At 68.2% G+C, this 20,357-nt stretch carries 22 protein-coding genes; 15 read left to right on the top strand and 7 right to left on the bottom strand.

The genetic code is table 11. The annotated features are described in order from the left end of the window. The 4 genes from AZKH_RS21095 to AZKH_RS21080 form a co-directional block, all read right to left on the bottom strand. Window positions 1–1,734, bottom strand: coding sequence for a hypothetical protein (locus tag AZKH_RS21095; RefSeq protein ID WP_015437833.1), 1,734 nt, complete (start codon window positions 1,732–1,734; stop codon window positions 1–3). A 28-nt stretch (window positions 1,735–1,762) separates the two neighbouring features. Beyond that, complete coding sequence (locus tag AZKH_RS21090) at window positions 1,763–2,626, bottom strand: hypothetical protein (RefSeq protein WP_015437832.1); 864 nt, start codon at window positions 2,624–2,626, stop codon at window positions 1,763–1,765. 11 nt (window positions 2,627–2,637) lie between these two features. Next, the gene (locus AZKH_RS21085) at window positions 2,638–5,244 is read right to left on the bottom strand and encodes a cytochrome c (RefSeq protein WP_015437831.1); all 2,607 of its coding nucleotides are present in this window, start codon (window positions 5,242–5,244) and stop codon (window positions 2,638–2,640) included. 216 nt (window positions 5,245–5,460) lie between these two features. Further along, window positions 5,461–6,234 carry a YdcF family protein gene (locus tag AZKH_RS21080; RefSeq protein WP_015437830.1) on the bottom strand — a complete coding sequence of 258 codons (774 nt, stop codon included), beginning with the start codon at window positions 6,232–6,234 and terminating at the stop codon, window positions 5,461–5,463. Between the two features lie 204 nt (window positions 6,235–6,438). On the opposite strand from AZKH_RS21080, the gene AZKH_RS26435 reads away from it, so the two are divergent. The 5 genes from AZKH_RS26435 to recG all read left to right on the top strand — a co-directional run bounded on the left by AZKH_RS26435 (window position 6,439) and on the right by recG (window position 10,773). Further along, a complete protein-coding gene (locus AZKH_RS26435; protein ID WP_015437829.1) occupies window positions 6,439–7,002 on the top strand; it encodes a DUF2802 domain-containing protein in 564 nt (187 codons plus the stop codon). Further along, window positions 6,999–7,745 carry an SPOR domain-containing protein gene (locus AZKH_RS26430; protein WP_015437828.1) on the top strand — a complete coding sequence of 249 codons (747 nt, stop codon included), beginning with the start codon at window positions 6,999–7,001 and terminating at the stop codon, window positions 7,743–7,745. Before AZKH_RS26435 ends, AZKH_RS26430 begins: the two co-directional genes overlap by 4 nt. 71 nt (window positions 7,746–7,816) lie before the next feature. Then, window positions 7,817–8,260, top strand: coding sequence for a flagellar assembly protein FliW (gene fliW, locus AZKH_RS21065; RefSeq protein ID WP_015437827.1), 444 nt, complete (start codon window positions 7,817–7,819; stop codon window positions 8,258–8,260). A gap of 94 nt (window positions 8,261–8,354) precedes the next feature. Beyond that, the gene (locus AZKH_RS21060; protein ID WP_015437826.1) at window positions 8,355–8,735 is read left to right on the top strand and encodes a RidA family protein; all 381 of its coding nucleotides are present in this window, start codon (window positions 8,355–8,357) and stop codon (window positions 8,733–8,735) included. Further along, on the top strand, window positions 8,728–10,773 hold the full coding sequence (gene recG / locus AZKH_RS21055) for an ATP-dependent DNA helicase RecG (RefSeq protein ID WP_015437825.1): 2,046 nt from the start codon (window positions 8,728–8,730) through the stop codon (window positions 10,771–10,773). Before AZKH_RS21060 ends, recG begins: the two co-directional genes overlap by 8 nt. 78 nt (window positions 10,774–10,851) lie before the next feature. On the opposite strand, the gene AZKH_RS21050 is transcribed toward recG, so the two are convergent. Continuing rightward, window positions 10,852–11,109, bottom strand: a complete 258-nt coding sequence (locus tag AZKH_RS21050) for a hypothetical protein (protein WP_015437824.1) — start codon at window positions 11,107–11,109, stop codon at window positions 10,852–10,854. Window positions 11,110–11,253: 144 nt separating this feature from the next. Here AZKH_RS21050 and AZKH_RS21045 point away from each other — a divergent pair, with 144 nt between their 5' ends. Beyond that, on the top strand, window positions 11,254–11,673 hold the full coding sequence (locus tag AZKH_RS21045) for a CBS domain-containing protein (RefSeq protein WP_015437823.1): 420 nt from the start codon (window positions 11,254–11,256) through the stop codon (window positions 11,671–11,673). Window positions 11,674–11,963: 290 nt separating this feature from the next. On the opposite strand, the gene AZKH_RS27350 is transcribed toward AZKH_RS21045, so the two are convergent. Both AZKH_RS27350 and AZKH_RS21040 read right to left on the bottom strand, forming a co-directional pair. Further along, a complete protein-coding gene (locus AZKH_RS27350) occupies window positions 11,964–12,119 on the bottom strand; it encodes a hypothetical protein (RefSeq protein WP_015437822.1) in 156 nt (51 codons plus the stop codon). Window positions 12,120–12,268: 149 nt separating this feature from the next. Then, a complete protein-coding gene (locus AZKH_RS21040) occupies window positions 12,269–12,742 on the bottom strand; it encodes a hypothetical protein (RefSeq protein ID WP_015437821.1) in 474 nt (157 codons plus the stop codon). A 168-nt stretch (window positions 12,743–12,910) separates the two neighbouring features. On the opposite strand from AZKH_RS21040, the gene AZKH_RS21035 reads away from it, so the two are divergent. The 9 genes from AZKH_RS21035 to ubiD all read left to right on the top strand — a co-directional run bounded on the left by AZKH_RS21035 (window position 12,911) and on the right by ubiD (window position 20,317). Next, a complete protein-coding gene (locus AZKH_RS21035) occupies window positions 12,911–13,150 on the top strand; it encodes a hypothetical protein (protein ID WP_156822144.1) in 240 nt (79 codons plus the stop codon). Window positions 13,151–13,680: 530 nt separating this feature from the next. Continuing rightward, the gene (locus AZKH_RS21030; RefSeq protein ID WP_015437819.1) at window positions 13,681–15,156 is read left to right on the top strand and encodes a sigma-54 dependent transcriptional regulator; all 1,476 of its coding nucleotides are present in this window, start codon (window positions 13,681–13,683) and stop codon (window positions 15,154–15,156) included. 137 nt (window positions 15,157–15,293) lie between these two features. Further along, window positions 15,294–15,569 (top strand): hypothetical protein, encoded by a 276-nt coding sequence (locus AZKH_RS21025; protein ID WP_015437818.1) that lies wholly within the window; start codon window positions 15,294–15,296, stop codon window positions 15,567–15,569. A 50-nt stretch (window positions 15,570–15,619) separates the two neighbouring features. Then, window positions 15,620–15,991 carry a phage holin family protein gene (locus AZKH_RS21020; RefSeq protein WP_015437817.1) on the top strand — a complete coding sequence of 124 codons (372 nt, stop codon included), beginning with the start codon at window positions 15,620–15,622 and terminating at the stop codon, window positions 15,989–15,991. 128 nt (window positions 15,992–16,119) lie between these two features. Beyond that, a complete protein-coding gene (locus AZKH_RS21015) occupies window positions 16,120–16,677 on the top strand; it encodes a chorismate lyase (RefSeq protein WP_051071797.1) in 558 nt (185 codons plus the stop codon). Beyond that, on the top strand, window positions 16,677–17,561 hold the full coding sequence (gene ubiA, locus AZKH_RS21010; RefSeq protein WP_041657657.1) for a 4-hydroxybenzoate octaprenyltransferase: 885 nt from the start codon (window positions 16,677–16,679) through the stop codon (window positions 17,559–17,561). Before AZKH_RS21015 ends, ubiA begins: the two co-directional genes overlap by 1 nt. 55 nt (window positions 17,562–17,616) lie before the next feature. Next, window positions 17,617–17,862 (top strand): hypothetical protein, encoded by a 246-nt coding sequence (locus AZKH_RS21005; RefSeq protein WP_051071705.1) that lies wholly within the window; start codon window positions 17,617–17,619, stop codon window positions 17,860–17,862. Window positions 17,863–17,988: 126 nt separating this feature from the next. Continuing rightward, a complete protein-coding gene (gene pyrF / locus AZKH_RS21000; RefSeq protein ID WP_015437813.1) occupies window positions 17,989–18,804 on the top strand; it encodes an orotidine-5'-phosphate decarboxylase in 816 nt (271 codons plus the stop codon). Window positions 18,805–18,826: 22 nt separating this feature from the next. Beyond that, entirely contained in the window at window positions 18,827–20,317 is a 1,491-nt protein-coding gene (ubiD, locus tag AZKH_RS20995) for a 4-hydroxy-3-polyprenylbenzoate decarboxylase (RefSeq protein WP_015437812.1), read from the top strand. Window positions 20,318–20,357: the final 40 nt, after the last annotated feature.

Raw genomic sequence — 20,357 nt, 5'->3', positions numbered from 1 at the left:
TTAACCTGGCAGGCAGGGAGGAAGGGTTTCGTAGTTGTCCGGTTTCGGCACCGGGCCGCCGCCGGCGAGTTCGGCGGCGTAGGTCTGCAGCGTCGCGAGCTCGCTGCTCGCGGCCCAGGTCGCCGGGTCGGCGCCGAGTCCCCGCAGGGCCTGCAGCGGCGGCATCGGCGTCTTCGGGCGGGCCTCGGGCGGCAGTTGCCACATCGCGAGGCGATAGCGGATGCGTGCGGCGCAATGGGTCAGGCGCGCCTGCGCCGTCGCGTTGCCGCCATCGAGGAAATTCGGCGGCGTGCTCGCCGGGGTCTGGTGGCAGGGCGTGCAGTAGCGCTGGAAGAGGCCGGCGATCGGTACGGGCTGGTGCTCGGGGTAGCGTGCCGGCGGGATGTCGCTCCGGGCTTGGTGCGTCGTCGGCGCCCGCTGACCGAGCTGCGCGAGCAGGGCGGGCATCAGCCGGTCGCGGCGGAACGGGCCGGCCGCGAAGGGGCCGCCGTCGGGCGCTGCGGCGAGCGTGGAAATCGCGTCGCTGACGGCGTCGAAGTTTGCCGTACGGAGATTGCGATGGGCGAGCGCGGCCCTGATGCGGGCGAGGTCGCCGTCGTCCAGGAAATCGGCAAGCCCCGCGATCGTCTCGTTGAGGCGCAGCGTGTCGGGTTCGGTCCAGATTTCGAGCGGCTCGCGCGGGGCGAGCGGCTCGAAGCGGGCCGGGATGTTCGCGAGCGCTGGGGAGATCGCGACGACATCGCCGGGGAGCGGGTCGCGGTTGGGGATGTTCGGGTCGGGCAGCGCCAAACCTCGCGGCCAGCGCGCGCGCCAAGCGACCGCGAAGACCGGCAGGATCGCCTCGCGGATCCGTTCCGTCTGCTCGTGGCGACCGGTCGCGCGGTAGCGCAGCGCCGCTTCGAAGAGCGCCGCCCGACAGCGCACGCCGCGCGCCCCGTCTCCGCAGCCGTCGCGCCACAGCGTCTGCCATAGCGCGAAGCGGTTTGCCCGTGCGACGGCGGCATCGATCGCGGCCGGCAGGTCGATGCCGCGGCGCACCGGGACGCCCTGGACGCTCTCCCCGAACGCGAGCAGGCGCGCCGCGACCGCCGGGTTGGCGTTCGTTTCCTGCCACAGCGGACGCGAGAAGATCGGCGCGTGGTTCTGGTGGCAGGACAGGCACACCGCGCGCGAGGCGTAGGTGAGGCGCGGCGTGCTGCCCGGGCGGTAGTCGTGCACGAGCTGGAATTCGAAGCGCGCAGCGGCCTCGTTGTAGCTGATCACTTCGATGACATCGCTGCCCTCGACGTAGCCGAGGTAGAGCCGGTCGCGCTGCAGCGGGCCTTCCTCTCCCGCCCCCGCGCCCGGTTCGCCGACCATCGCGGCGACGACGCGCGGCCGGCGGAAGAATTCCGGGGCGGCCGCGAGGCGTTGCAGCGAACGGCCGATGGGAATCAGCACGCGCACGAGGCAGCGTCCGTCCGGCAGGTCGGGGCAGCGTGCCGTGCCTTCGAGGCGTCGCAACAGGTTTTCGAAGGGGAAGGGGATCGCGGCCGGGCCGCCGAGCGCTGCAACCCGCTGGTCGAACAGCGACGCTCCCTGGAGCGGGAGGTCGAAGCCATAGACCTCGGGCGCGATCGCCCAACCGGGCGCCTGTTCCGCGCCGGATGCGAGCGCCGCCGTTCCGGCTGCCGCGGAGGCCGTCGCGAAGGCCGCCACGAGCATGTGCGCACAGGTCCGGATCGCGGCTCGCATGGGTGACGGTCCGTCGGCGCCGCCGCGCCTATTTCGCCGCGACCACGACCCGCTTCTGCGTGCCGCCCCAGCAGTCTTCCTGCACCTTGCCGGTCTTCTGGAAGGCCGGCCCGTCGCGCTCGGCGATCTCCTTGTTGTAGAGCACGAAGTTCAGCGCGAAGACGCGGTCCATGTAGGCGCGCCCGAGGTAGAGCCCGGGACGCACCATGCGGATCTCGTCGCGCACCATCAGCCCGCGCCGCCCGGCGAGGAAGTCCGGCTTCTCCTGGTAGCCCGGCAGCTCGTCGGTGAAGGCGTAGTCGATGATGATCGATTCGCGGCGCGAGTCGAGCAGGCTCTGGCCGCAGTAGAGCTTCGCGGGGAAGAGCAGCCACGCGTCCTTGCCGCCGACCGTGATCTTCTTCGGCTCGCCCTCGACGAGGCCGATCTTGCGGAAGACGTCGAGATCCTCGATGCGGTTCCTGAGCACCCGCTCATTGCGATAGAAGACCTTGCCCTTCCACAGCGTCTCGCCGACCTTGTCGACGGCGATGCCTTTCAGGTGCAGCGCGAAGCCCGCGAGCCCGCCGACGATTTCGCCCGCCCGGAGCTTGCCGCTGTCGCCCTCGGGCAGCACGATGCTGCCGTCGAACGCGCCGTCCGGAATCGGCCCGGCCGAGAGGCGCGCGTAGATCTGATCGAGATGTTCCTGCTTGAGGCGCGCAAGGTTCTCCGGCGTGATCTTCTGCAGGTCCGCGGTGGAGAGCGGGTACTGATATTCGAGCTGCGCGAAGTCGGGCTTCGTCGCATAGTCGGCGGAGTAGGGCGCGAAGGCAATCGCAGGCGGCTCGGTCTTGCCGCAGGCGGTGAGGAGCGCAGCGGCTGCGAGGGCGGACAGAATGCATCGGGTCATCGCTCGTCTCCTCAGAGGGTCGCGAGGAAGGCGATCAGCGCCTTCTTGTCCGCGTCCGACAAGTCCTCGCCGAAGCGGTGGCCTTCGTTCTCGATCTCGGCCGTGCAGTTGCTGTAGTGCTGCTTGAGGAGCTCGCGCTGGGTGCCGAGCAGGCTCGCGAACTGCTCGGGCGCGGCGAGGATGTCGTCGGCGAGCTTCTGCATCTGCGAGGTCGTCTCCTTGCCGAGTCGCGCCTCGAGCTTGGCCGGGTCGCGCTTCGCGAGGAAGAGGTCGACGATCAGGTCCTTGTGCCGCAGGCTCGTCATGGAGTTCGCCGGAATGCCCGCGGGGATGCGCACTTGCCCGCTGCCGATGAGCGGCTTCTCGGTCGTGCCGTCCCAGGTCCGGGGACCGAGATCGAGGATCACTTCGCGATCGGTGAGCGTCGCCTTCGGCTTGCGCGTGGCGGGATACAGCAGCTCGCGCATCGACGCGAGATACAGGCGGTAGCGCCCCTCTACGCTCGGGTCGGTCTGGAAGCATTCGCTCTGCGAGACCGCGAGCTTGCCCTCGGCGTCGAGTTCGCGCGGGCGGAAGAAGTCGTTCGCGGCGTTCGCGGGTCGGCCGCACAGCTCGGGCCCGATCGCGTTGTTGTGCATGAAGGGGGCGTGCGCCCACAGATTCAAGAGCGAAATGTTGCGGTAGTAGCCGCGTCCGCCGTCGTTCGGCTCCTTGATGTTGATGTCGGGTTTTCGCGCGCGCAGCGTCTCCGAGCCGTACTCCGCCCAGACGTGCCCCGCCATGTGGTTCGAGTGCAGCGCGCGGCAGCGGTAGGTGCCGACCTCGGTCGCGGGCGTCGCGACGTCGTTCCCCATGAAGTCGGCGCGCAGGCCGTTGTCGGCGAGCGCATAGAAATCGCGGTTCGCGAAGGGGCCGCCGACGCTCTCGGGGATGCTCGAATGGCAGCGCGCGCAGTTCGCGGCGAACACGGTCCTGCCGCGCGCGACGGCGCCCGCGCCGTGTTCCTTCTCGAGGTCGGCGATCAGGTTGGCTCGCGTGTAGTCGGGCGCGCCGGCGTTCGCGGCCTTGCGCTCGTGGTTCCGTGCGGCGTAGAGATCGGCCGCGTTCGACTCCGGCGACAGGAAGAACGCGAGGATGTTCGCGAGGCGGTCCTCGATCGCGCGGAAGTTCGGGCAGTCGCGCCGGCACTGGCCGATGTTGAACGGCGTCTGGCCGAAGTTGCGCCCCTCGGGATCGATTTGGCGCATGTCCGTCAGGTGGTTCAGCCAGCACTGCTCGGAGCACGAGCCGATGTTGAAATACACGCGCTGGATCGCCTCGAGCGCGCCGATCGAATCCTCGCCCCCCTTCAGGATGTGATGCACACCGGGCTTGCCGAGCGTCGTGTCGTCGCTGCGCAGGCTCTTTTCCCAGCACTTGCCTTCGCGCCCCGGTTCACACCAGCACTTCGCCTCGTCCTTCTCCGTGCCGCAGGTGTTCGTCTTGCGCCATTTCGCGATCGATTCGCCGGGAAAGAGTGGTCGTTGCGCGACGTTGATCAGCGCGTTGATCGTGCCGGGGTTGTTCACCCCGTCGTTCGGGATCGCCGACGTGTCGGTCGTGCCGGGCCGCGAGTGCGCGAACATCTGCCATTCCACGCTGTTGCGCGACATGCCCGAGCCGAGGATCTCGGACATCCGGATGTACTGGTTGCCGACCAGCCCCTTGATGTTCTCCCACTTCGGATGGGCCGGGTCCGCGGGCGGGTTCGCGGGATCGAAAGCGATGTGGCAGGAGCCGCAGCTCGTGCCGATCAGGAAGGGCGGCTCAATCGACGCGTCGGCGAGCCGCGCGAGGCGTTCGTCCGACGGCACCTTGGTCAGCTCCACCATGTGCCGGCCGAAGCCCTCCCAGGTGCCGAGACCGCCGTTCACCTTCTTCCATTGCTCGGGGTCGAAGCGCGGATTCGGGAACTTGCGAAAGCCCAGCGCCCCCGTCGAGGTGCCGAAGCGCAGGTCGCACGCGGACTGGCGCTGGTCGCGGTTGTCCTTCTGGTGCGGATCGTTGGGGTCGAGCGGCGCGTCGTCGAGCCCGCAGGCGGGGTCGACGTAGCCCGTCTTGCCGACGTACTTCAGCAGCACGTCGTCGCCCGGGCACCAGTCGAAGCCGTAGGTCTCCTCGCGGCTCTTCGCCGGGCAGTTGGGGTCGCCCGGCGTGCAGCAGGACGGGTCGTTGATCAGCCCCCACGCGCGGAAACGGTCGTCGCGCTGGTCGTTGCGCAGCACGCGGAACCAGTCCGGCAGCACGCCGACGCGCTGCTGGAACACGTAGGTGTGGAAGCGCTCGTTGCCGGCGGTGGCCTTGAACCAGATGAGCCGCCCGACGCAGGCCGAGGGCGACAGCCCTTCGCGCCCGCAGGTCTCGAAATAGGGCGCGTTCTGGTCCATCGACGTGCTTTCGGGAATCGATTTGTCGGGGGCGACGATCGGGGGCAGCTTGACCGCCTCGTCCGCGGGCTGTTGCGCCGCGGCGCTCGCGACCAGCGCGGGCTTGGAGGCATCCGGGTCATGGTCGGCCGAAACGAACACCATGGCGACCAACGCGCCGACGATCGCGCCGGCGGTGACGAGCACTTTCATGGTCCGCTCCTGTCGGGTTGCGGGCCACTCGAGCAATGACGTCGAGATGCCCGCTGCGCATATCCGCGGCGACCGGATGGCGTCTTCCCGCCGTCTTCCGCCCCGATGTTGTTGTTGCGCTTAAAGTTCTATAGGCAAGCGGAAACCGAATTGCAAACTCCGAAACACGATCTGGATGATTCTCCTCGGCCTCCCCGCGGGCCTCGCGCGGCGGTTTCAGCGCGCCAAGCGCTTCGCGAGCAGACCCAGCCATTCGTGCGCGGCATACCACCCCGCATAGGCCGTGGTCGGCCCCGGCAGCTCAGCGAGGACTTGGTCGTTCACCTCCGGGCCGCCGAACCAGGCTGTCGGCGCGGCGAACACCTCCAGGCCAGCATCCTCGAATTCGGCGCGTGCGCGCGGCATGTGGATCGCGTGCGTCACGAGCACGATGCGCCGGATGCCGGCGGCCTTGAGTTGCTCGGCGGCGAAGCGGGCGTTCTGGTGCGTGTCGAGGGATGCGGTGTCCGTCCAACGCACCTTGATGCCGAATTCGTCCTGCAGCACCGCGCGCATCAGCTCGGCTTCCGGTTTGCCGCCGGTGGGGCTGCCGCCGCTGACCAATACCGGCAGGCCGCTCGCGCGTGCGAGCCGTGCCCCGTAGCGCACACGTTCGAGGGCGAGGCGGTTGAGCGTCTCGGCGCCATATTCCGGCGCATAGCGGCGGGTGCCCGCGCCGAGGATCACGATTGCGCGGGCCTCACGCAACTCCTCTGCGGTGATCGGCGGGTCGGTCTCCAGTCCCTCGAGCATCCAACGGACGCTCGCCGGGGTCATGAACGCCAGCATCGCCGCGACGCCGAGCCACGCCAGGCCGAAGCCCGTGCGGCGCCAGCGCAGCGCGAGCAGCAGTCCGAGTGCGATCAACAGCACCGGCGCCAGCGGTGGGAGCACGACGATCGACACGAATTTCTTGAGCCAGAAGAGGATCGAAGCGAGATCGAAGGCCATTGGGACGGTGAGCGCCTGAGCGCGAGCCTTGTCGGGAGTTTGTCGGGAAATCGGGGCCCCAGTATTATCATCGACTATTCAGTCGCCGCGGCGCCATCAAGCCGCCTTCGTGCCATGCCCGTAACACCACGCTTCGTCGCCCGCATCCCGCTTCGCTCCGCAGCGGGCCTCGCCCCGTCCGCGCAAGGCGTGAGGTAAGGCGGCATGGGCCTGCGTGAAATCGTCCTCCTGCTGATCGTCGTGGTCGCGGCCTATGTCGCGTACCAGATCTACTGCATCGTGCGCGGGGCGAGAGCGGGGAAGGCGGGCAAGGCGCCGGCGCCCGTGGTGAAGCCGGTGGTCGCCGAACCGCCTGCCGACGCAGCGGATGTCGACGATGACGAGGACGATGCGGTGCTGGTCTTCGAGCGGCCCGTGGTGCGTCGCACCGACGAGGAGACGCGGCCCGCGGGGGCGTCCGATCCCAGGCTCTTCGAGCTCGAACTCGAATTGCGCCAGTTGCGCCGCGAACTCGAGCAACAGCGGGCCGACGCTGCGGCGCTGCGCCAGATCGTCTGCGAACTCGGCGAGGCCGTCCGTGCGCAGAAGACGCAGCCTGCTTCGGCGCCCGTTCACCAGAGCGGGTCGCCGCAGTACGACGAGGCGTTGGTCTATGCGCGCCGCGGCCTCGACGTCGATGCGATTGCCGAACGCTGCGGCATCACGGTCGCCGAGGCCGAGCTCGTGCGTTCGCTCGCGCGCGGCCGTGAAGGCGGGGCGGGGCAATGAAGACCGGTCGCGGCCCCGGCCCGTCGGCGGGCGGTGTGAAGCCCACCGCCGCGAACAAGGCCGCGGTGCTGCAAGCCGCGGCCGGCACCGTCGTCCTGCTCTTGCTCGCGCTGGCGTGGGTCGCGCTCGGCGATGCTCCCCGGTCGGCGCCCGCAGCCGAACCACCGCAAGCTCAGGCGAGGCCGGTCGCAGTCCCTGACTCGGCGCCCAAAGCGATCTCCCAGAGTGCTTCCGGGGCGGTCAGCTCCGACTCGTCCACTGCGCCTCCGGCCGCCCCGGTGCCATCGGCCGAAGCTGCTGCGGCCGCATCCGCCGCACCGGCGCCGGTAGTGACGACGCCCGCCCAGCCCGCATCGCCTGCCGTCTCCTCAAGCCCGGCTGCCGCGGCACAAGCGCCCGCGGTGCAGACAGCCCTCGCTCCGCCGGCGCCTGCCGCCCAGGTCGCCCCCGTTCAGCCCCCCGTCTGCGAACCGGCCCCTCAGGACGCCAACTGCACCGGCACCAAGCGCTTTCCGCCGGCGCCGCCGGGGAACGGCTTCATGGTCGAGGTCGGGACATTCACCGACGCCGAGAAGGCCGAGACCCTGCGACGCGAACTCGCGCGCCACGGCCAGTCGGCCTATCTGCAGAGCCGCGTGTTGCTCGGCCCCTTTCCAGACCGCAAGTCGGCGCAGCAGGCCGAGGAAAAAATTCGCCGCGAGCGCAAGCTCGGTGGCATGATCTTGCCGCCACACAAGCCATGAGCTTTGCGTTGCCGCGCCGGTGTCGGCGCGGGCCGTCAGTGGAGGCAAAAATTGAAGAAGAGGAGAGCGCAATGAAGATCGAAAGTCAGCTGTTCGGTACCGTCGACGTCGCCGAAGACAAAGTCATCGAGTTCCCGGCCGGCCTGCCGGGCTTCGAGCATTGCAAGCGTTTTGCGATGGTCCAGGAGGAAGGCAGCCAGGCGCAGGTCTTTCTGCTGCAAAGCGCCGAAGACCCCGCAGTGGTGTTCTCCATCACCAGCCCGCAAACCCTCGGCGTCAATTACGAATTCAGCCTCAGCGACGACGAAGTCGCCACGCTGAAGCTCGCCAACCCGGCCGACGCGCTCGTGATGGTGATCGTGCGCAAGGAAGAGGGCGATGCGAACAATCCGGCCAGCGCCGGCCTGCGCGCGAACTTCATGGGTCCGATCGTGATCAATGTGTCGGCCCGCCTCGGCCTGCAGAAGGTCATCACCAAGCTAGGCTGCGACGTCACCCTGCGCGCCGAAGCCTGAGCCTCCCGCCGCCCGCCCGCCGCCTGCCCGCCGACCGCGGGCAGGGCTCCGGCCGATGCTCGATCCTTCCTGAACCCCCAAGAGGAACCCCTGAATGAGCCGTACCATCATCTCCACCCCCAACGCTCCCGCCGCCATCGGCACCTACTCGCAGGCCGTGAAGGTCGGCGACACGGTGTATTGCTCGGGCCAGATCGGCCTCGACCCGGCCACGATGCAGATGGTCGAAGGTTTCGAAGCGCAGACGGTGCAGGTGTTCGAGAACCTCAAGGCGGTCGCCGAAGCGGCCGGCGGATCGCTCGCCGATGCGGTCAAGCTGACGATCTACCTGACCGATCTGGCGAACTTCGCCAAGGTGAACGAAGTGATGGCACGTTACTTCGCCGAGCCCTTCCCTGCCCGTGCCGCAGTCGGTGTCAAGGAATTGCCGAAGGGCGGCGTGGTCGAGGCCGACGCGATCCTCGTGCTTGGCTGACCAGCCCGGCTGGGCCGGTGTCGGCCCGCAACTCGCGGCGCGGCTGGCGAAGCTCGACATTCGCCGGCCGCAGGACCTCGTCCTGCACCTGCCGCTGCGCTACGAAGACGAAACCCGCCTGACGCCAATCGGCGCGGCGCGTGCCGGCATGCCCGTGCAGGTTGAAGGCGAGGTGCAGTCCTGCGAAGTCACGCTGCGTCCGCGCCGCCAACTCGTCGCGCGCATCCGCGACGACTCCGGCACGCTCGTCGCGCGCTGGCTCAATTTCTACCCCTCGATGCAAAAGCAGCTCGAAGCGGGCCGCCGCGTGCGCCTCTTCGGCGAGGTCCGCGGCGGCTTCTTCGGCGACGAGATGATCCACCCGCGCCTGCGTGCGGTCGATCCCGGCGAAGGCTTGCCCGAAGCGCTGACCCCGGTCTATCCGACCACCGCCGGGCTCGCGCAGTCGGCGCTGCGAAAACTGATCGGGCGTGCGCTGAACAATGTGCCGCCGGAAGAGTTGCTGCCCGCGGCGAGGCTGCCGGGCCTGAAGCTGCCCGGTTTCGCCGAGGCCCTGCGCACGCTGCACCAGCCGCCTCCCGACGTCGATCCGCACGGGCTCGAGATGCGCGCGCATCCGGCCTGGCTGCGCATCAAGTTCGAGGAGCTCCTCGTCCAGCAGCTCTCGTTGCGCCGCGCCTACAACGCCCGCCGCACGCGGCATGCACCCGTGCTGCGCGAGCGCGGGCAACTCACCGCAGCGCTCCTCGCGCAGCTGCCGTTCAAGCTGACGGGCGCCCAGGCGCGTGCGGTCGCCGAGATCGCGCGCGACCTCGCGCTGCCGCATCCGATGCAGCGTCTGCTGCAGGGCGACGTCGGCAGCGGCAAGACCATCGTCGCGGCGCTCGCGATGCTGCAAGCGGTCGAGAACGGCCGCCAGGCGGTGCTGATGGCGCCGACCGAGATCCTTGCCGAGCAGCACTGGAAGAAGCTCGCGGCGTGGCTCGAGCCGCTGGGCGTCGGCATCGCGTGGCTGTCGGGCAGCCGCAAGAAGAAGGAGCGCGAGGCCGAACTCGCCCGGCTCGCGAGCGGCGAAGTGTTGCTCGCGGTCGGCACGCACGCGCTGATCGAGGACCCGGTCGCGCTGCCGCGGCTCGCGCTCGCGATCGTCGACGAGCAGCACCGCTTCGGCGTGCGCCAGCGCCTCGCGCTGCGCGACAAGGGCGCCGACGCGCAGCACCCGCACATGCTGATGATGTCGGCGACCCCGATCCCGCGCACGCTCGCGATGAGCTATTACGCCGACCTCGACGTCACGGTGCTCGACGAACTCCCCCCCGGCCGCACGCCGATCCTGACGAAACTCGTCACCGAATCGCGGCGCGACCAGGTCATCGCCCGCGTCCGCGACGCCTGCCTCGGCGGCGCACAGGCCTACTGGGTGTGCCCGCTGATCGAGGAGTCGGAGGCGCTGCAGTTGAAGACCGCCGTCGAGACCTTCGAGTCGCTCACGGCGGCCCTGCCGGACCTGAAAGTCGGCCTTGTGCATGGGCGCATGAAGTCCGACGAGAAGTCCACGACGATGACCGCGTTCGCCGCCGGCGAGCTGCAGCTGCTGGTCGCGACGACCGTCATCGAGGTCGGCGTCGACGTGCCCAACGCGAGCCTGATGGTGATCGAACACGCCGAGCGCTTCGGCCTCGCGCAGTTGCATCAGCTGCGCGGCCGAGTCGGGCGGGGCACGGCGGAATCCGCGTGCATCCTGATCTACGCCCATCCGCTGTCCGAGAACGGCCGCGCACGGCTGAAAGTCATCTACGAGCACAGCGACGGCTTCGCGATCGCGCGCGAGGATCTTCGGATCCGCGGTCCCGGAGAATTCGTCGGTGCGCGGCAGAGCGGCCTGCCGCTCTTGCGCTACGCGGATCTCGAAGGCGATGCGGAACTCCTCGAACCGGCCCGCACGGTCGCCGAGGGCCTGCTGCGCGAGGCGCCGGACGTAGCCGCCCGGCTGATGGACCGTTGGCTCGGCGGGCGCGAGGGGCTGTTGGGCGCTTGAGACTCCGGTTCGTGGGCACCGGGTTTGCTCGGCCACCCAGAATGCCATTCCTCGGGGAGACAGGCCATGAGCCGGTCCCTACGCCCCGGCCTCCCGCCTGCTGGCACCGGCGTCGGTGTCGCGCTCAGTGGGCGCGGATTCCAGCTGTTTTTCGAGCCGAGTGAGGGCGCTCGGCGCTGCGGGGCCATGGAGCGAGTCCGCAGATCGGCCGCCGCGCCGCCCCTTCTTACCCACAGCCACCATGAGGAAGAAGCGCAGGCGATCACGGCGTGATGCCGGATGGGCGGCGAGGGCGCCGAGCGCGCGGGCGCCAAGTACGGCAAAGATCGGTCGCATGGCGAGCCTCCTGTCCTTGTTCGTGCTGACTGGGTGCTCGCAACCGCTGTGCCTTGCGCTCGCTACCCGAGCCGTCGGCGAGCGGGTACGGGGTTTGCAGCGGCCAACGGCGCAGGAAAAACCCGACACGGAAGGAGGTGAATCATGCTGATTTGTGACGCAATGACCCGGGACGTGCGGATGGTGCGCCCGGACCAGAGTATTCAGGAGGCCGCGCGCATCATGTCCGAATGCGACGTCGGCGTAGTGCCCGTAGCCGAAAACGATCGCCTCGTCGGAATGCTTTCCGATCGCGACATCGCGATCCGCGCAGTCGCGGGTGGGCAGTCGCCAGAGACCAAGGTGCGCGACGTGATGAGCGAGGACGTGAAGTACTGCTTCGAGGACGACGACATCAACAGCGTGGCGAGCAATATGGCCGACGTGCAGTTGCACCGGCTCGTCGTGCTCAACAAGGACAAGCGGTTGGTGGGCATCGTCGCCCTCGCCGACATCGCCAATTGCGAAGGCTCCGAACCGGCCGGCAAGGCCGTGTGCGGGATCTCCGAGCCGGCCCACGCCTGACGCCGACCTTCGTGGCGCGGTAATCATTACTCGCGGCGGGTGCTTTCTTCCGCCGCGAGTCCGGACGCGCAGCCGGACGCGAAGATCGGATCGCCGCACCGCGCTTGCACACGGAACACGCGCATAAGGAGCCGCCCCCCAGAGGAGGCGCGTGATGTTGAACTACTCCCTGATCTTTCTGGCGATTGCCATCATCGCCGCGATCTTGATCTCAGTCGGCAGGGCGACAGGCGGCCGTAGTCAGCCGGGCTGTACCGACCCAGCTTCCTCCCGCCAGCCGCTGCGACGAATCACGCGCTACGGCTGGCGCGCATCGGACGCTCCTCGGCTTCGGCCGCCTGGCCTTCCATCCTGCCGGCGCTGCTGCGTGCCGCTTCTTCCATCTGCCGGCTCTCCGCGTTCATCGCGTCGATCTGCGGTTCGGCGATATCGCGTGTGAATTGCATGCCCTGCCGGACGGGTGGCCTGGAATGGCGCGCCGCCTTCGCGCAGGCTCGCGCGCGTCGCGTCGCTCAACGATTCCGTCGCGTGCGCCGGTTTGAAAGAAGTTCAAGGGAGGGAAAAAAGTACAGCGCGGGCAGGTGGGGGGCCGTTGTCACCGAGGATCGCAATGGAGCAGGGAGACGACCGCTTCGCGGCGGTCCAGGTCGAGCCAGTCGCCATGCTCCCAGGTCCCCTGGACGCGGTTGATCCGCCGGGCCACTGAATGTCCAAGAATCGCGACGGCGACGGCCTCGACGGTCGCCGGCACGGCCTTGATCGCGAGCATCAGCGGGTGCGAGCCATTGCCGTTTCCGCTGGTTGCCGTCCGGCAGACGGCGTTCCGATCAGGCGGGAAGGCGCCAAGATAGGCGCCGATGCCTTCTCCCGTGAAACCATCGATCCATTCGGCATTTTCCTCGTCCTCGTTCGCAGCGTTGCTCACGAGGAGATACACGCCATGCTGGCCAGGAGGGTCGAGGTAGTACGCGGCGTAGTCAGAGGACCTGAAGCCCAGGCCTTCGAGCAGCATCATGGCCTCTCGAAGGTGTTCCATCTGGTCGAAGTGTCCGACGATGATCGTGGACATGTGGGCCTCCGGTAATGCATGACGGGCAGATCCGAGGGCTCTGCCCGCGCTGGCGGGGTTGCAATCCATCCTATGCTCGGTAGCTCGTCTTCCGCGCCTGGAAAGGATGATCCTACTGGTTTTCAGCAATTTCCGTACCTCGCGTACAGTATCGTGCCTCAGGGCGCGGTGGGGGACCATTCAGTGCGTGACCTCGTCGAAGACCGCGAGCCAGTCCGCGACGAAGCGGTCGATCCCGAAGCGCTCGAGCGCGACGCGACGCGCGGCCGCACCGAGGCACGCGGCTTCGGCGCGGTCTTCGCGCAGGTGGCGCATGACGTCGACGAGGCGGGCCGGCAGCTCGAGATTCGGAAGCTCACCGAGACCGCCGCTGCGTTGCGCGGCGCCTCGGTGAGCAGCAGGAACTGATCTTCGAGGTAGGCGCTGGCCCACTGAAACAGGATGCAGTCGAAGGCGCCGGCTCACAGGACCACGGCGCCTCCCCTTTCGGCAAGCCGAGAGCAATCGCAAGATTCATGGACTGACCCCTCCGTCCGCGAGTCGGACCAATGCAGGCGGAAGCGATGTCGCCCGGATCGGTGTCGCGGCTAGAAGGGCAAGCACCATGCCCGGTCCCGTACCGCTCATGATTCGGTTTGCATCGATTCCGCTGCGGCTTCTCGTGTAAGTTCGGTCGGGGATCCGGAAAAAATTGCGCACACGGCGCCGGGCCAGGGTTTTCATCGCGCCCTGCATCTCATACCAGTCTAATGGACACGGTTCCTCCCGGAACGCAGGTATTTCCTCCGCCGAGCAAGTTGCTTGCCCGGGCTTTTTACAATTTCTTCCAGGGCTTGTTACAAATCGGGCTCGGCCGATGGCTAATCTCGGACTGAGTCGGCTGTCCAAACGATGTCGATTTGCGGCGTCGGAGCAGGACAGACCGCGGAGGAGGCCAGATGCCACAGGTATTGCTCGTCGATGACGACCCGGAATCCCTCGGGTGGTTGAGCGAATTCATCCGCGCGGAGGGATACAGCGTCGATACCGTCGATTCCTTGCGCTCGGCGCGTATCCACCTCACGCGTTCCAGGCCGGACGTGATCCTGACCGACCTGATGCTGCCCGACGGACAGGGCATCGAACTGCTGAACGAATTTCCCGCCAGCGAAGCGCCGGAGGTCGTCGTGATCACTGGCCACGCGAGCGTCGAGAGCGCGATCGAGGCCTTGCGGGCGGGCGCGACCGACTATCTCGTCAAGCCCGTCGATGTCGAGCGGCTGCGCAGCATCCTGTCGCGCGTGCCGAAGGCCGAGCATTTCCGGCAGGAAATCGGCGAGCTGCGTAACGAACTGCTGAAGCTCGGCCGCTTCGGCCACATCCTCGGCAATTCCCCGGTGATGCGGCGCCTCTATGACCAGCTCGCGCGTGTGGCGCCGACCTCGGCCTCGGTGCTGCTTGTCGGCGACAGCGGCACCGGCAAGGAGGTTGTCGCCCAGACGATCCACGAGCTCAGCCGGCGCAAGCGCTACCCCTTCCTGCCGCTCAACTGCGGCGCGGTGTCGCCGCAACTCGTCGAGAGCGAGCTCTTCGGCCACGAAAAGGGCAGCTTCACCGGTGCCGATCGCCAACACCAAGGCTTCTTCGAACGGGCCAACCGCGGCACGCTCTTCCTCGACGAAGTCACCGAGATGCGCCCCGAACTGCAGGTCAAGCTGCTGCGCGTGCTCGAGACCGGCAGCTTCATGCGCGTCGGCACCAACGAGCCGCTCGCGACCGACGTGCGCCTGATCGCCGCGACCAACCGATCGCCGGAAAAGGCCGTCGAAGAGGGCCGCCTGCGCGAGGATCTCTACCACCGCCTCAACGTCTTCCCGATCCATCTGCCGCCGCTGCGCGAACGCGGCACCGACATCGAACTGCTCGCCCAGCATTTCCTCGCCGAGCTCAACGAACAGGAGCGCGTGTCGAAGCGCTTCTCGCCCGAGGCCATCGCGGCGCTTTACGCCCACTCCTGGCCCGGTAACGTGCGCGAGCTGAAGAACTACGTGCATCGCGCCTTCATCCTCGCGGACGAGGTGATCGACGTCAATCTCGCACCCGAAAGCTTCCTGCAGCCGACGCACAGCCCGGTGCTGACGATTCGCATCGGCACGCCGCTCGAGGAGGTCAACCGGCGCGTGATGGAGGCGACGCTGCTCGAGTGCGGCAACGTCAAGCGCAAGGCGGCCGAGATCCTCGGGATCAGCCTGAAGACGCTGTACAACCGGCTCAACGCTTACAGCACCGACAAGGGCGACGGGGAGCTCGAAGGTTTGGGCGACGATGCCGGCGAAGATTTCGACGGTATCGCCAAGGGCTTCGACAGCGGGATGCCGGGCGAACGCGCGGGCGAGGGAGCGGCGCCTGCCGATCCGCGCACCAAGAGTCTCTGACCCCGCGTTCGCTGTAAGTCCCACACGTCCCCGGTAGGTCTTCCTACGGACGAGGAGGTCGGCGAGCCCCGGACTGCGGTCAAAGGGGGGAACGCCGCTTGCTCGCAATGCGGGTTCTTGCACAGGGAGATTCGCCCATGAACTCGCCGATCAGGAAGGACTCCTCCCGCCACGTTCCCGAGGAGGCCGCGGCCGACAAGGAGAACCTCGGACCGCGTCAGGTCATCGAGCAGGCCGCGCGCGACATCCGCCGCGGGCTTCGCGATACCGACCGCCACGGCACGCCCTCCGACGTGCCCGGACCCGGCGTTCCGCCCGAGCGGTCCCCGGGCGCCGCGGTGCCCGAAGAGGGCGTCAACGTCGCCGCCCATTCGCCGAAAGCCAAACACAAAGGCAAGCCTCCTGGCCGCTGAGCGCAGGCGTGCGGGTTGCGGTCTCCGGGACGATAACAGGAGGGTGTGACATGCAGGCGACGCCGCCGGAACGCTTGTCGGGCCTCGTGGCGCGCGCGTGCCGCCTCGCTGCGGATTTCGCCGTGCTGGCGGTCATGGATGCCCGCTATTCGGCGCGCCGCGCGATCGAAATCGTCGGCGTCGTGGTCGTCACCGCGGTGCTGCTGGTCACCGCGTGGCTCGCGCTGGTCGTTGCCGTCTCGGTGTGGCTGCTCGGTACCGGTACGTCCTGGCCCGGCGTGCTGGTGCTGGCCGCGCTGCTCAATCTCCTTGCCGCCATGGCCGCGGGCCTCTGGCTGAAGCGCCGCCTGAACGAGTTGCCCTTCGCCGCCACGCTCAGGCAGTTGCGGGGCGAGCCCCCGCCCGAGGAGGGGATCTCCTGACTGCCGAGCGGCCTGTCGCACCTGAAGGGCCCGCCGGCCGCCGGAATGTCTCCAAGCCCCCTTCGGAGCAATGGTTGGGGCCGTCACGCCTTATCGGTATGATGCGCGACGTTCCGAGCCCCCGACCGATGCGCACCCGTCCCCACTGCGAAACCTGGCTGAAGCGCCCGCCGCGCGCGACCGTCACCCGCAAACTCCGCCCCTGGCTCACCGACCCCGCCTCGCTGACGGCCCGGATCCGGGCGCGCTGCGAACGCTTCTCCGTCAAGGTGCTGCGCCAGCGTCTGGCGTTGCCGCACCGCGACGAAGCCACCTTGCTCGGCCTGCGCCGCGGCGAGCTCGCGTGGCTGCGTGAAGTCCTGCTCGTCGCCGACGGCGTCCCGGTCGTGTTCGCGCGCTCGCTGCTGCCGCGCGCGAACGTGCGCGGCGCCTGGAACCTCTTCCATGGCATCGGCGCGCGTCCGCTCGGCGCAGCGCTCTTCGCGGACCCCGCGATCAGCCGCCGCGCGCTCACCTGCGCCTGCCTCGACCGGCGCGACGCGCGCTATCATCTCGCAGCGACTGCTGTCGCGCCGCGCGCCCTGCCACCCCGCCTGTGGGCCCGCCGCTCGCTGTTCCGCCTGCACGGCCGCGCGCTGCTGGTCAGCGAAACCTTCCTGCCGACGATCCTGGAACTGCCCGAATGATGTCCGCTCCGCTGCCACTGTCCGCCCGCCTTCCGATCTATCTGCGGCTGATGCGCCTCGACAAGCCGATCGGCATCCTGCTCCTCGTATGGCCGACGCTTTGGGCGCTGTGGCTTGCCGCCGACGGCCATCCTCCACTCGCTGTCGTCGCGATCTTCGTCGTCGGCACGGTGCTGATGCGCTCGGCCGGCTGCGTCATCAACGACTACGCCGACCGCGACTTCGACGGCCACGTCGAGCGCACCAAGAACCGCCCGCTCGCGACCGGCGCCGTCACGACACGTGAGGCGCTGCTCCTCGCTGCCGGCCTGTCGCTCGTGGCCTTCGTGCTGATCCTGCCGCTCAACCCGCTCGTGCTGTGGTTGTCGCTGCCAGCGGTGTTCCTAGCCGCGAGCTACCCGTTCATGAAGCGCTTCTTCGCGATCCCGCAGGCCTACCTCGGCATCGCCTTCGGCTTCGGCATCCCGATGGCCTTCGCCGCGCTGCAGGAGACCGTGCCGGCCAGCGCGTGGTGGCTGCTCGCCGGCAACATCTTCTGGACCGTCGCCTACGACACCGAGTACGCGATGGTCGACCGCCCCGACGACCTCAAGATCGGCATCAAGACCTCCGCGATCACCTTCGGCCGCTTCGACGTCGCCGCCGTGATGCTGTGCTACGCCGCCGCGTTCGCGCTGATCGCCGCGGTCGGGATCGCGGCAGGGCGGGGCCCGGTCTTCTTCGCGGGTCTCGCTGCCGCCGCCGGCATCGCCGGCTATCACTACACGCTGATCCGAGAGCGCGACCGCGCGCGCTGCTTCAAGGCCTTCCTGCACAACAACTGGGTCGGCGCGACGATCTTCGCCGGACTTGCGATTGATTACATTGCCTTTCCCGCCGCCTGAACTAGGTTAAAGGGGCAGCGCGGTCCGGTCCCGCGCCCACCTGGAGGAAATGACGATGAAGAAGAGCCTGATCGCGGGCCTGCTGATTGCGCTGTCCGGCAGTGCCTTTGCATTCCATTGTCCCGCGGACATGAAGAAGATCGACGACGCGCTGGCGAAGAACCCGCAGCTCACCGCCGAGCAGATGGCCGAAGTGAAGAAGCTGCGCGCCGACGGCGAAGCGCTGCACAAAGCCGGCAAGCACCAGGAGTCGGTCGACACCCTCGGAAAGGCGATGAAGATCCTCAAGATCGAGTCGTAGCACGATCGGGTATCAGCCGCCGGGCCGCCGCGCGCGGCCCTTCTTTTTGGTATCCCCGTGCTGCGGCATGGGCGTTCGGCCCTCATCCGGCTTATCATTCCGCCCGGACACATCCCGGATGCACCCATGCACTTCATGACCGCCCTCCAGGCCGCCTGGCAGAGCCGCAAGAGCCTGCTTTGCGTCGGCCTCGACCCTGATCCTGCCCGTCTGCCCGCCCACCTGCAGGGCCGCCCGGACGCCATCCTCGAATTCTGCAAAGGCATCGTCGACGCCACCGCCGACCTCGTCTGCTGCTTCAAGCCCCAGATCGCCTACTTCGCCGCGCAGCGCGCCGAAGACCAGCTCGAAGCCCTGATCGACCACATCCACGACCGCCATCCCGGTACGCCGGTGATCCTCGACGCCAAGCGCGGCGACATCGGCAGCACCGCGACGCAATACGCCGTCGAAGCCTTCGAGCGCTACCGCGCCGACGCGATCACCGTGAACCCATACATGGGTCGCGACTCCGTCGAGCCCTACCTCGAATACACCGACAAGGGCGTGATCCTGCTGTGCCGCACCTCGAACCCGGGCGGCAGCGACCTGCAGTTCCTCGCCGTCGAACATGGCGAGCGCCTCTTCGAGCGTGTCGCGCGCCTCGTCGCCGGCGAATGGAACGCCAGTGGGAACTGCGGCCTCGTCGTCGGCGCGACCTTTCCCTCTGAGATCGCGCGCGTGCGCGGCATCGTCGGCGACATGCCGCTCCTCGTGCCCGGCATCGGTGCTCAGGGCGGCGACATCGCGGAAACGGTGCAGGCGGGCGCAACCGCCAATGGCACCGGCCTGGTGATCAATTCCTCGCGCGCGATCCTCTACGCGGGCAGCGGCGAGGACTTCGCGCAGGCGGCCCGCCGCGCGGCGCTCGAAACGCGCGACGCCATCAACCAGCACCGCTGAACGGCGCGACGACAAGACCCTCATGCGTTACCACGATCTTCGCGACTTCATCGCCCAACTCGAGCAGCGCGGCGAGCTGAAGCGCATCCGCGTCCCCGTCGACACCCACCTCGAGATGACCGAGATCGCCGACCGCGTGCTGCGCGCCGGCGGCCCGGCGCTGCTGTTCGAAAAGCCCGTCACGCGCGGCGTGCCGCAGGCCATGCCCGTGCTCGCGAACCTCTTCGGCACCCCCGAACGCGTCGCGCTCGGCATGGGCGAGGAGTTGCCCGATGGCAACTGGCAGACGCCGCTGCGCGAAGTCGGCAAGCTCCTCGCCTTCCTCAAGGAGCCCGAGCCGCCGAAGGGGCTCAAGGACGCCTGGGAAAAGCTCCCGGCCTTCCGCCAGGTGCTCAACATGTCGCCGAAGGAAGTGCGCTCCGCGCCCTGCCAGGAGATCGTCTGGGAAGGCAAGGATGTCGACCTCGCGAAGCTCCCGATCCAGCACTGCTGGCCCGGCGACGTCGCACCGCTGATCACCTGGGGCCTCGTCGTCACACGTGGCCCGGGCAAGAAGCGCCAGAACCTCGGCATCTACCGCCAGCAGGTGCTGGGGCCCAACCGCGTCATCATGCGCTGGCTCGCCCACCGCGGCGGCGCGCTCGACTTCCGTGAACACCAACTCGCGCATCCGGGCGAGCCGTTCAAAATCGCCGTCGTGCTCGGCTGCGACCCCGCGACGATCCTCGGCGCCGTCACGCCGGTGCCCGACACGCTGTCCGAATACCAGTTCGCCGGCTTGCTCCGCGGCGCGAAGACCGAGCTCGTGCAATGCCTCGGCTCCGACCTGCAGGTGCCGGCATCAAGCGAGATCGTGCTCGAAGGCGTGATCCACCCGAACGACACCGCGCCCGAAGGCCCCTACGGCGACCACACCGGCTACTACAACGAAGTCTCCGACTTCCCCGTCTTCACGATCGAGCGCATCACGATGCGCAAGGATCCGATCTACCACTCGACCTACACCGGCAAGCCGCCCGACGAGCCGGCGATGCTCGGGGTCGCGCTCAACGAGGTCTTCGTGCCGCTGCTGCAGAAGCAGTTCCCCGAGATCATCGACTTCTATTTGCCGCCCGAAGGCTGCTCGTACCGGCTCGCCGTCGTCAGCATCCGCAAGCAGTACCCGGGCCACGCCAAGCGCGTGATGTTCGGCATCTGGAGCTTCCTGCGCCAGTTCATGTACACGAAGTTCATCATCGTCGTCGATGACGACGTGGACATTCGCGACTGGAAGGAAGTCATCTGGGCCATGACGACTCGCGTCGATGCAACACGCGATACGGTGATGGTCGACAACACCCCGATCGACTACCTCGACTTCGCGAGCCCGGTTGCAAGCCTCGGCAGCAAGATGGGGCTCGATGCGACCAACAAGTGGCCGGGCGAGACCAACCGCGAATGGGGCCGCCCGATCGTGATGGATGCCACAGTCAAGCAGCGCGTCGACGCCATGTGGGCTGAACTCGGGCTTTAGCGCGGCGTCCACCTTGGACGCACCCAGCCCCGGGGAAGAC

Origin of the sequence: Azoarcus sp. KH32C (assembly GCF_000349945.1) — a bacterium.
In the GTDB taxonomy this organism is placed as follows: Bacteria; Pseudomonadota; Gammaproteobacteria; order Burkholderiales; family Rhodocyclaceae; genus Aromatoleum.
This window is presented reverse-complemented; position numbering and strand designations above follow the sequence as displayed.

Excerpts from the sequence above, each read along its gene's own strand:
- AZKH_RS21095 (WP_015437833.1), bottom strand. The coding sequence starts at position 1,734 with ATGCGAGCCGCGATCCGGACCTGTGCGCACATGCTCGTGGCGGCCTTC.
- AZKH_RS21090 (WP_015437832.1), bottom strand. The coding sequence starts at position 2,626 with ATGACCCGATGCATTCTGTCCGCCCTCGCAGCCGCTGCGCTCCTCACC.
- AZKH_RS21085 (WP_015437831.1), bottom strand. The coding sequence starts at position 5,244 with ATGAAAGTGCTCGTCACCGCCGGCGCGATCGTCGGCGCGTTGGTCGCC.
- AZKH_RS21080 (WP_015437830.1), bottom strand. The coding sequence starts at position 6,234 with ATGGCCTTCGATCTCGCTTCGATCCTCTTCTGGCTCAAGAAATTCGTG.
- AZKH_RS26435 (WP_015437829.1), top strand. The coding sequence starts at position 6,439 with ATGGGCCTGCGTGAAATCGTCCTCCTGCTGATCGTCGTGGTCGCGGCC.
- AZKH_RS26430 (WP_015437828.1), top strand. The coding sequence starts at position 6,999 with ATGAAGACCGGTCGCGGCCCCGGCCCGTCGGCGGGCGGTGTGAAGCCC.
- fliW (WP_015437827.1), top strand. The coding sequence starts at position 7,817 with ATGAAGATCGAAAGTCAGCTGTTCGGTACCGTCGACGTCGCCGAAGAC.
- AZKH_RS21060 (WP_015437826.1), top strand. The coding sequence starts at position 8,355 with ATGAGCCGTACCATCATCTCCACCCCCAACGCTCCCGCCGCCATCGGC.
- AZKH_RS21050 (WP_015437824.1), bottom strand. The coding sequence starts at position 11,109 with ATGCGACCGATCTTTGCCGTACTTGGCGCCCGCGCGCTCGGCGCCCTC.
- AZKH_RS21045 (WP_015437823.1), top strand. The coding sequence starts at position 11,254 with ATGCTGATTTGTGACGCAATGACCCGGGACGTGCGGATGGTGCGCCCG.
- AZKH_RS27350 (WP_015437822.1), bottom strand. The coding sequence starts at position 12,119 with ATGCAATTCACACGCGATATCGCCGAACCGCAGATCGACGCGATGAAC.
- AZKH_RS21040 (WP_015437821.1), bottom strand. The coding sequence starts at position 12,742 with ATGTCCACGATCATCGTCGGACACTTCGACCAGATGGAACACCTTCGA.
- AZKH_RS21030 (WP_015437819.1), top strand. The coding sequence starts at position 13,681 with ATGCCACAGGTATTGCTCGTCGATGACGACCCGGAATCCCTCGGGTGG.
- AZKH_RS21025 (WP_015437818.1), top strand. The coding sequence starts at position 15,294 with ATGAACTCGCCGATCAGGAAGGACTCCTCCCGCCACGTTCCCGAGGAG.
- AZKH_RS21020 (WP_015437817.1), top strand. The coding sequence starts at position 15,620 with ATGCAGGCGACGCCGCCGGAACGCTTGTCGGGCCTCGTGGCGCGCGCG.
- AZKH_RS21015 (WP_051071797.1), top strand. The coding sequence starts at position 16,120 with ATGCGCACCCGTCCCCACTGCGAAACCTGGCTGAAGCGCCCGCCGCGC.
- ubiA (WP_041657657.1), top strand. The coding sequence starts at position 16,677 with ATGTCCGCTCCGCTGCCACTGTCCGCCCGCCTTCCGATCTATCTGCGG.
- AZKH_RS21005 (WP_051071705.1), top strand. The coding sequence starts at position 17,617 with ATGAAGAAGAGCCTGATCGCGGGCCTGCTGATTGCGCTGTCCGGCAGT.
- pyrF (WP_015437813.1), top strand. The coding sequence starts at position 17,989 with ATGCACTTCATGACCGCCCTCCAGGCCGCCTGGCAGAGCCGCAAGAGC.
- ubiD (WP_015437812.1), top strand. The coding sequence starts at position 18,827 with ATGCGTTACCACGATCTTCGCGACTTCATCGCCCAACTCGAGCAGCGC.